Source organism: Streptomyces europaeiscabiei (assembly GCF_001550375.1).
Classification (GTDB): Bacteria; Actinomycetota; Actinomycetes; order Streptomycetales; family Streptomycetaceae; genus Streptomyces; species Streptomyces europaeiscabiei.
This window is the reverse complement of the sequence record NZ_LRTR01000043.1, coordinates 25,542-33,980: the sequence shown is the minus strand read 5'-3', so window position 1 is coordinate 33,980 and position 8,439 is coordinate 25,542. Positions and strand designations below refer to the sequence as shown.

The 8,439-nt window shown below is 70.0% G+C and carries 8 protein-coding genes; 7 read left to right on the top strand and 1 reads right to left on the bottom strand.

Annotation, left to right across the window (positions count from 1 at the left end):
- A partial coding sequence (galE, locus tag AWZ10_RS01810; protein WP_060890275.1) for a UDP-glucose 4-epimerase GalE occupies window positions 1-839 on the bottom strand: 839 nt, incomplete at its 3' end.
- 424 nt (window positions 840-1,263) lie between these two features.
- On the opposite strand from galE, the gene AWZ10_RS01805 reads away from it, so the two are divergent.
- From AWZ10_RS01805 to AWZ10_RS01775, 7 genes are all read left to right on the top strand, one after another.
- Window positions 1,264-3,069 carry a DUF5941 domain-containing protein gene (locus AWZ10_RS01805; RefSeq protein WP_060890274.1) on the top strand — a complete coding sequence of 602 codons (1,806 nt, stop codon included), beginning with the start codon at window positions 1,264-1,266 and terminating at the stop codon, window positions 3,067-3,069.
- Window positions 3,066-3,818, top strand: a complete 753-nt coding sequence (locus AWZ10_RS01800) for a phosphocholine cytidylyltransferase family protein (RefSeq protein WP_046706041.1) — start codon at window positions 3,066-3,068, stop codon at window positions 3,816-3,818. The genes AWZ10_RS01805 and AWZ10_RS01800 overlap by 4 nt, the downstream gene beginning before the upstream one ends.
- Window positions 3,806-4,870, top strand: a complete 1,065-nt coding sequence (locus tag AWZ10_RS01795; RefSeq protein WP_046706040.1) for an iron-containing alcohol dehydrogenase family protein — start codon at window positions 3,806-3,808, stop codon at window positions 4,868-4,870. Before AWZ10_RS01800 ends, AWZ10_RS01795 begins: the two co-directional genes overlap by 13 nt.
- Before the next feature lie 28 nt (window positions 4,871-4,898).
- Window positions 4,899-5,627 carry a CDP-alcohol phosphatidyltransferase family protein gene (locus AWZ10_RS01790; RefSeq protein ID WP_037704113.1) on the top strand — a complete coding sequence of 243 codons (729 nt, stop codon included), beginning with the start codon at window positions 4,899-4,901 and terminating at the stop codon, window positions 5,625-5,627.
- Between the two features lie 8 nt (window positions 5,628-5,635).
- Window positions 5,636-6,508 (top strand): glycosyltransferase family 2 protein, encoded by an 873-nt coding sequence (locus AWZ10_RS01785; RefSeq protein ID WP_408992542.1) that lies wholly within the window; start codon window positions 5,636-5,638, stop codon window positions 6,506-6,508.
- A gap of 95 nt (window positions 6,509-6,603) precedes the next feature.
- Window positions 6,604-7,539, top strand: coding sequence for an ABC transporter permease (locus AWZ10_RS01780; RefSeq protein ID WP_060890273.1), 936 nt, complete (start codon window positions 6,604-6,606; stop codon window positions 7,537-7,539).
- The gene (locus AWZ10_RS01775; protein WP_060890272.1) at window positions 7,532-8,311 is read left to right on the top strand and encodes an ABC transporter ATP-binding protein; all 780 of its coding nucleotides are present in this window, start codon (window positions 7,532-7,534) and stop codon (window positions 8,309-8,311) included. The genes AWZ10_RS01780 and AWZ10_RS01775 overlap by 8 nt, the downstream gene beginning before the upstream one ends.
- Window positions 8,312-8,439 lie beyond the last annotated feature (128 nt).

Genomic DNA, 8,439 nt, shown 5'->3' with positions numbered 1-8,439 from the left:
GCCCGGCGCGGCTCGACGAGGGCGGGCCGGTGGTCGCCGGTCACCTCGCCGACGAGGTCGATGAGTTCGCGGACCGAAACGCCCTCGCCGCGGCCGATGATCACGGTCAGGTCGCCCGTGGCGCCGCCGGTGAGGCGTCGGGCCGCCGCGAGGTGCGCGTCGGCTAGGTCGGCGACATGGATGTAGTCCCGGACGCAGGTGCCGTCCGGGGTCGGGTAGTCGTCGCCGAAGATCCGTGGGGCGTCGTCGCGGGTGAGGCGGTCGAAGACCATCGGGATGACGTTGAAGACGCCCGTGTCGGCCAGGGCCGGGTCGGCGGCGCCCGCCACGTTGAAGTAACGCAGGCACACGGTCGCGATGCCGTGCGCCCGGCCCGCCGCCCGGACCAGCCATTCACCGGCGAGTTTGGTCTCGCCGTAGGGGTTCACCGGGGCGCACGGGGTGTCCTCGGTGATGAGGTCCACGTCCGGGTTGCCGTAGACGGCGGCGGAGGAGGAGAAGAGGAAGCGCTCCACCCCGGCTCCCGCCGCCGCCTCCAGGAGGGTGGCGAGAGCGCCGACGTTCTCCTGGTAGTAGCGGGTGGGCTGGGCGACGGACTCGCCGACCTGCTTGCGGGCGGCGAGGTGGACCACACCGGTCACGGCGTGCTCGGTGAGGACGCGCTTGAGGAGGTCGCCGTCCAGGGCGGAGCCGTGGATCAAGGGGATGCGCTCGGGGAGGCGGCCGCGGACCCCTGCGGAGAGGTCGTCCAGTGCGATGACCTGTTCGCCGGCGTCGGTCATGACCTTCGCCACGTGTGCGCCGATGTAGCCCGCCCCGCCTGTGATCAGCCATGTCATGCGCTCAACCTTATGCGGGGTGCGCTTGTGCCCATTCGCCGTGGAAGGTGTGCAGGGTTGGCGGACGCGGGTGCGATCGTGGCTGGTCGCGCCCCCGCGGCGCAGTCGCGGACGGCACGGTACCGCGCGCCTTCGGGGGCTCGGCATGCCGCCTCCGGCGGAGGGGCGAGCCCACCCCTTGGCCCCCTATCGACCGATATACGCACCGGAGTTTGTGGCGCAGCCCCCGCATCCCCGATGATGATCGCGGCGGAGGGCCGACGGTGTGGTCAGGTCGAACTGATCAAGCCGTGAACGGGCGGTGAACGTCTGCTTCTCTTCATCCGATAACCTCTGCCGACACGCCGCCGGCCCCCAGGGCCAGGGCGCCTCCACCACGTACATGTCCGGCGCGGTCGCGTCGGCACCCAGGGAGTGAGTTCCTCTGTCGACCGCCATCCTCACCGGTCAGCCGGTGCCCGGATCGTCGCTGGAGGGCGATCTGCGGTCGCTCGGCTTCGACGTGCGGGTCGCCTCCGACACCGGTGACGTCGAGACGCTCCTCGCGACGGTGCCCGCGGACCAGCGGGTCGCGATCGTCGACACACGGTTCGTGGGCCATGTGCACGCCCTGCGCCTGGGACTCACCGACCCCCGGTTCGAAACCGCCGCCCTGCCGGGCGCCGTGACCGTGCAGGCCGCCGCCCGCCGAGAACTGACCCGGGCGCTGGCCCGCGAGAGCTCCACCGCGAGCGGCGGCACCGCCGTAGCCGTCGACAGCGTCGCCGACCGGGTCGCCGCCGCCCTCGACGCGGACGGTGTCACCCCGTACCGGCCCGAACTGGGCACCCTGGTCGCCGTCGTCCCCACCGACCCGCAGGCCCGCAACGAGGCCCGCCAGGCGGTCGACGCCGTCGACGACGAGGCCGTACGGCTGCGCACGGCGGTGAAGTCCCGCGACGGTTTCTTCACCACGTACTGCATCAGCCCTTACTCCCGCTACATCGCCCGCTGGTGCGCCCGCCGCGGCCTGACCCCGAACCAGGTCACCACGGCCTCGCTGCTCACCGCCCTGATCGCGGCGGGCTGCGCGGCCACCGGCACACGCGGCGGCTTCGTCGCGGCCGGCCTGCTGCTGATCTTCTCCTTCGTCCTCGACTGCACCGACGGCCAGCTGGCCCGCTACTCGCTGCAGTACTCCACGCTCGGTGCCTGGCTCGACGCCACCTTCGACCGCGCCAAGGAGTACGCCTACTACGCGGGTCTCGCCCTCGGCGCCGCCCGAGGCGGTGACGACGTATGGGCGCTCGCCCTCGGCGCGATGGTCCTGCAGACCTGCCGCCACGTCGTCGACTTCTCCTTCAACGAGGCGAACCACGACGCCACCGCCAACACCAGCCCCACCGCCGCTCTTTCGGACAGGCTCGACAGCGTCGGCTGGACCGTCTGGATCCGCCGGATGATCGTCCTGCCCATCGGCGAGCGCTGGGCGATGATCGCGATCCTCACGGCGGCCACCACCCCCCGTATCACCTTCTACGCGCTGCTCATCGGCTGCGCCTTCGCCGCGACGTACACCACGGCGGGCCGCGTACTGCGCTCGCTGACGCGCAAGGCGCGGCGGACGGACCGGGCGGCGCGGGCGTTGTACGACCTCACGGACTCCGGACCGCTCGCCGAGGGGCTCGCGACGCTCCTGCGGGGCAAGCCCCGAAAGACGGGGCTGCTCAGCGCGGCCTTCGCAGCCGTGGCCGTGGTGACCGCGGCCTGGGTCTGGGGCCCGGCCTGGCAGGTCGTCCTCGTGGCCGGCCTGTACGTCCTGCTGTCGGCGGAAGCCGTCGAGCACCCCCTCAGGGGCACCCTCGACTGGCTGATCCCGCCGCTCTTCCGCGCCGCCGAATACTGCACCGTTCTGGTGCTGGCGGCCAAAGCCGATGTGAACGGAGCCCTTCCCGCGGCTTTCGGGCTGGTGGCCGCGGTCGCCTACCATCACTACGACACGGTGTACCGCATCCGCGGTGACGCCGGCGCGCCGCCCCAGTGGCTGGTGCGGGCCGTCGGCGGGCACGAAGGCAGGACCCTGCTGGTCACCGTCCTGGCCGCGCTGCTCGCGCCCACAGAGTTCAAGGTCGCGCTCACGGCTCTCGCCGTGGCCGTGGCGCTGCTGGTGCTCGTCGAGAGCATCCGCTTCTGGGTGACCGCCCATAAAACAGGCGCACCCGCCGTACACGATGAAGGAGAACCCGCATGATCGGCCTCGTGCTGGCGGCCGGCGCCGGACGGCGTCTTCGCCCCTACACCGACACCCTCCCCAAGGCGCTGGTACCGGTCGGACCCGAGGGCGACGAAGAGAGCCTCACGGTTCTCGACCTCACCCTCGGCAACTTCGCCGAGATCGGCCTGACCGAGGTCGCGATCATCGTCGGGTACCGCAAGGAGGCGGTGTACGAGCGCCGCGAGGCGCTGGAGCAGAAGTACGGCGTCAAGATCACTCTGATCGACAACGACAAGGCCGAGGAGTGGAACAACGCCTACTCCCTGTGGTGCGGCCGTGACGCCATCAAGCACTCGGTGATCCTCGCCAACGGCGACACCGTGCACCCGGTCTCCGTCGAGAAGACACTGCTCGCCGCCCGCGGCGACGGCAAGAAGATCATCCTCGCCCTCGACACGGTGAAGTCCCTCGCCGACGAGGAGATGAAGGTCGTCGTCGGCCCCGAGGGCTCCATGACGAAGATCACCAAGCTGATGGACCCGGCCGAGGCGACCGGTGAGTACATCGGCGTCACCCTCATCGAGGGCGAGGCCGCCGATGAGCTGGCCGACGCCCTGAAGACGGTCTTCGAGACGGACCCCCAGCAGTTCTACGAGCACGGCTACCAGGAGCTCGTGAACCGCGGCTTCCGGATCGACGTCGCGCCCATCGGTGACGTCAAGTGGGTCGAGATCGACAACCACGACGACCTCGCCAAGGGACGTGAGATCGCGTGCCAGTACTGACGAGGCTCATCCCCTCGCCGATCGTCGTGGACATCCGTCCCGGCGCGCTCGATGATCTGGCGACGATCCTGTCGGACCAGCGCATCGCGCCGTCGGGCCGGCTGGCCTTCGCGATCAGCGCCGGCTCCGGCGCGGCGCTGCGCGAGCGGTTCGCCCCCGCGTTTCCGGAGGCGGACTGGTTCTCCGACGCCGACGGGACCATCGACGGCGCGGTACGGCTCGCCGACTCGATCAAGAAGGGCGGTCACTACGACGCCGTGGTCGGGCTCGGCGGCGGCAAGGTCATCGACTGCGCCAAGTACGCGGCCGCCCGGGTCGGGCTGCCGCTGGTCGCCGTGGCCACGAACCTCGCCAACGACGGTCTGTGCTCGCCGGTCGCCACCCTCGACAACGACGCGGGCCGCGGCTCGTACGGTGTGCCGAACCCGATCGGGATCGTCATCGACCTCGATGTCATCCGTGAGGCCCCGGTGCGCTTCGTGCGGGCCGGCATCGGCGATGTGATCTGCAAGATCTCCGCCGTGGCCGACTGGGAGCTGGCCAGCCGGGAGACCGGCGAGAAGGTCGACGGACTGGCCGCCGCCATGGCCCGCCAGGCCGCCGAGGCGGTCCTGCGCCACCCCGGCGGGGTCGGCGACGACGAGTTCCTGACGACGCTGTCCGAGTCGCTCGTCCTGTGCGGGATCTCCATGTCCGTGGCCGGCGACAGCCGTCCCGCCTCGGGCGCCTGCCACGAGATCAGCCACGCCTTCGACCTGAGCTTCCCCAAGCGCAACGCCCTGCACGGCGAACAGTGCGGTCTCGGCGGCGCGTTCGCCACGTTCCTGCGTGGCAACCACGAGGTCGCGGGCCAGATGGTCGAGGTTCTGCGCCACCACGGGCTGCCCGTCCTCCCGGGCGAGATCGGCTTCACCGTGGACGAGTTCGTCCAGGTCGTGGAGTTCGCCCCGCAGACCAGGCCGGGCCGCTACACCATCCTCGAGCACCTCGAACTGAGCACCGACCAGATCAAGGACGCATACGCCGACTATGCCAAAGCCATCGGTAGCTGAACTCCGCCCGGTCGTTCACCCCCCGGGTGTGAAGGACCGGCGGAGCGGTGAGCACTGGGCCGGCCGGCTCTACATGCGCGAGATCTCGCTGCGCATCGACCGGCACCTGGTGAACACCCGGGTCACGCCCAACCAGCTGACCTACCTGATGACCGTCTTCGGCGTCCTCGCCGCCCCGGCCCTGCTGGTGCCGGGCATCCCGGGCGCCGTCCTCGGTGTGCTGATGGTCCAGCTCTACCTGCTGTTCGACTGCGTCGACGGCGAGATCGCCCGCTGGCGCAAGCAGTACTCGATGGCCGGCATCTACGTGGACCGGGTCGGCGCCTACCTGTGCGACGCGGCCGTGCTCGTCGGCTTCGGTCTGCGCGCCGCAGACCTGTGGGGCACCGGCCGGATCGACTGGCTGTGGGCCTTCCTCGGCACCCTCGCCGCCCTCGGTGCCATCCTGATCAAGGCCGAGACGGACCTCGTCGGGGTCGCCCGGCACCAGCAGGGCAAGCCGCCGGTCCAGGAGTCGGCCGCCGAGCCGCGTTCCTCCGGCATGGCGCTGGCCCGCAGGGCCGCCGCCGCCCTGAAGTTCCACCGGCTCATCCTCGGCGTCGAGGCCTCCCTGCTGATCCTGGTCTTCGCCGTCCTGGACCAGGCCCGGGGCGACCTCTTCTTCTCCCGGCTCGGCGTGGCCGTACTCGCCGGCATCGCGCTGCTCCAGACCCTGCTGCACCTGGTGTCCATCCTTGCCTCCAGCAGGCTGAAGTGAGCAACGGTATGAAGGTCGGCGCGGTGATCATCACCATGGGCAACCGCCCCGACGAACTCCGCGCCCTCCTCGACTCGGTCGCCAAGCAGGAGGGCGACCGGGTCGAAGCGGTCGTCGTCGGCAACGGCTCGCCCGTCCCGGACGTCCCCGAGGGCGTACGGACGGTCGAGCTGCCCGAGAACCTCGGCATCCCCGGCGGCCGCAACATAGGCATAGAGGCGTTCGGCCCCAGCGGCCGGGACGTCGACGTCCTCCTCTTCCTCGACGACGACGGCCTGCTCGCGCACCACGACACCGCCGAACTCTGCCGCCGGGCCTTCGACGCCGACCCGAAGCTCGGCATCGTCAGCTTCCGGATCGCCGACCCGGACAGTGGCGAGACCCAGCGCCGCCACGTGCCCCGGCTGCGGGCCGCCGACCCGATGCGCTCCTCGCGGGTCACCACCTTCCTCGGCGGCGCCAACGCCGTACGCACCCAGGTCTTCGCCGAAGTCGGCGGCCTCCCGGACGAGTTCTTCTACGCGCACGAGGAAACCGACCTGGCATGGCGGGCCCTCGACGCGGGCTGGATGATCGACTACCGGTCCGACATGGTGCTGTACCACCCCACGACCGCGCCCTCCCGGCACGCGGTCTACCACCGCATGGTCGCGCGCAACCGCGTCTGGCTCGCGCGCCGCAACCTCCCCGCCCCGCTCGTCCCGGTCTACCTGGGCGTCTGGCTGCTGCTGACGCTGCTCCGCAAGCCCTCCGGCCCGGCCCTGAAGGCCTGGTTCGGCGGCTTCAAGGAGGGCTGGACGAGCCCCTGCGGCCCCCGCAGGCCCATGAAGTGGCGTACGGTGTGGCGGCTGACCCGACTGGGCCGACCTCCCGTCATCTGACAAGCTCGAAATCTGAGAGCATTCGGCCGTACCCGGTCCAGGTTTCCGCCTCGGCCCGACCAGGCTGCGCACTTTGAGGACGAAAGTTTCCATTTGTGAGTGAGACAACGCATGACGGCAGGGTTGTGGTGAGCGACCGTCCGTCGCCCGACGACGGGCTCTCCGCGACGGAACTGGCCGCCAAGTACGGGCTCGCCGTGAGCGGCGCCAGGCCCGGACTCGTCGAGTACGTCCGCCAGATGTGGGGGCGACGTCACTTCATCCTCGCCTTCTCCCAGGCGAAGCTCACCGCGCAGTACAGCCAGGCCAAGCTCGGCCAGCTGTGGCAGGTGGCCACCCCGCTGCTCAACGCGCTCGTGTACTTCCTGATCTTCGGGCTGATCCTCAACGCCGACCGGGGCATGTCGCGCGAGGTGTACATCCCGTTCCTGGTCACGGGTGTGTTCGTGTTCACCTTCACGCAGAGCTCGGTGATGGCGGGCGTCCGCGCGATCTCCGGCAACCTGGGTCTGGTGCGCGCCCTGCACTTCCCGCGCGCCTCGCTGCCCATCTCCTTCGCGCTCCAGCAGCTCCAGCAGCTGCTGTTCTCGATGATCGTGCTGTTCTGCGTGGCGGTCGGCTTCGGCAGCTACCCGAAGCTGTCGTGGCTGTTGATCGTGCCCGTGCTGGCGCTGCAGTTCCTGTTCAACACCGGCCTCGCGCTGATCATGGCCCGCATGGGGTCCAAGACCCCTGACCTCGCGCAGCTGATGCCGTTCGTGATGCGGACCTGGATGTACGCCTCCGGCGTCATGTTCTCCATCCCGGTGATGCTCGCCGACAAGCCTCAGTGGATCGCCGACGTCCTCCAGTGGAACCCGGCCGCGATCTACATGGACCTGATGCGCTTCGCGCTGATCGACGGCTACGGCCCCGCGAGCGAGGTGCTGCCGCCTCACGTGTGGGCCGTGGCGGGCGGCTGGGCCGTCCTCGTCGCCGCCGGCGGATTCGTGTACTTCTGGAAGGCTGAGGAGCGGTACGGCCGTGGCTGAGCTGAACACCGGGGACAAGATCCCCACCGTCATCGCGGACGAACTGCACATCGTCTACCGCGTGAACGGCGCCAAGACCGGCAAGGGCAGCGCCACCGCCGCTCTCAGCCGCATCGTCAAGCGCGGCGAGGAGCGCGGGGTGCGCAAGGTGCACGCCGTCAAGGGTGTCTCCTTCATCGCCTACCGCGGCGAGGCCATCGGCCTCATCGGCTCCAACGGCTCCGGCAAGTCCACTCTGCTGCGTGCGATCGCCGGTCTGCTCCCGGCGGAGAAGGGCAAGGTCTTCACCGACGGCCAGCCCTCCCTGCTCGGCGTCAACGCCGCGTTGATGAACGACCTCACGGGCGAGCGGAACGTCATATTGGGCGGCCTCGCGATGGGCATGTCCCGCGAGCAGATCAGGGAGCGCTACCAGTCGATCGTCGACTTCTCCGGCATCAACGAGAAGGGCGACTTCATCACCCTGCCGATGCGGACCTACTCGTCCGGCATGGCGGCCCGGCTGCGCTTCTCCATCGCGGCGGCCAAGGACCACGACGTGCTGATGATCGACGAGGCCCTCGCCACCGGTGACCGCTCTTTCCAGAAGCGATCCGAGGCCCGCATCCGCGAGCTGCGCAAGGAGGCCGGCACGGTCTTCCTGGTCAGCCACAACAACAAGTCCATCCGCGACACCTGCGACCGCGTCCTGTGGCTGGAGCGCGGCGAACTGCGCATGGACGGACCCACGGACGAGGTCCTGAAGGAATACGAGAAGTTCACGGGCAAGTAGCCCGAAACGACCCGGGCCCCACCGGAACTGTTCCGGTGGGGCCCGGCGTCTGCAAGGGATACCCGGGAGCGGCGTCCGCAAAGGAAACGCCAACTTCGGCAAGGAAGCGTCAACTCCGGGCGCCCATA

What these genes read in the sequence shown, in the direction of transcription:
- AWZ10_RS01800 (WP_046706041.1), top strand. Translation starts at nt 3,066, where the DNA reads ATGATCGGCCTCGTGCTGGCGGCCGGCGCCGGACGGCGTCTTCGCCCC.
- AWZ10_RS01785 (WP_408992542.1), top strand. Translation starts at nt 5,636, where the DNA reads ATGAAGGTCGGCGCGGTGATCATCACCATGGGCAACCGCCCCGACGAA.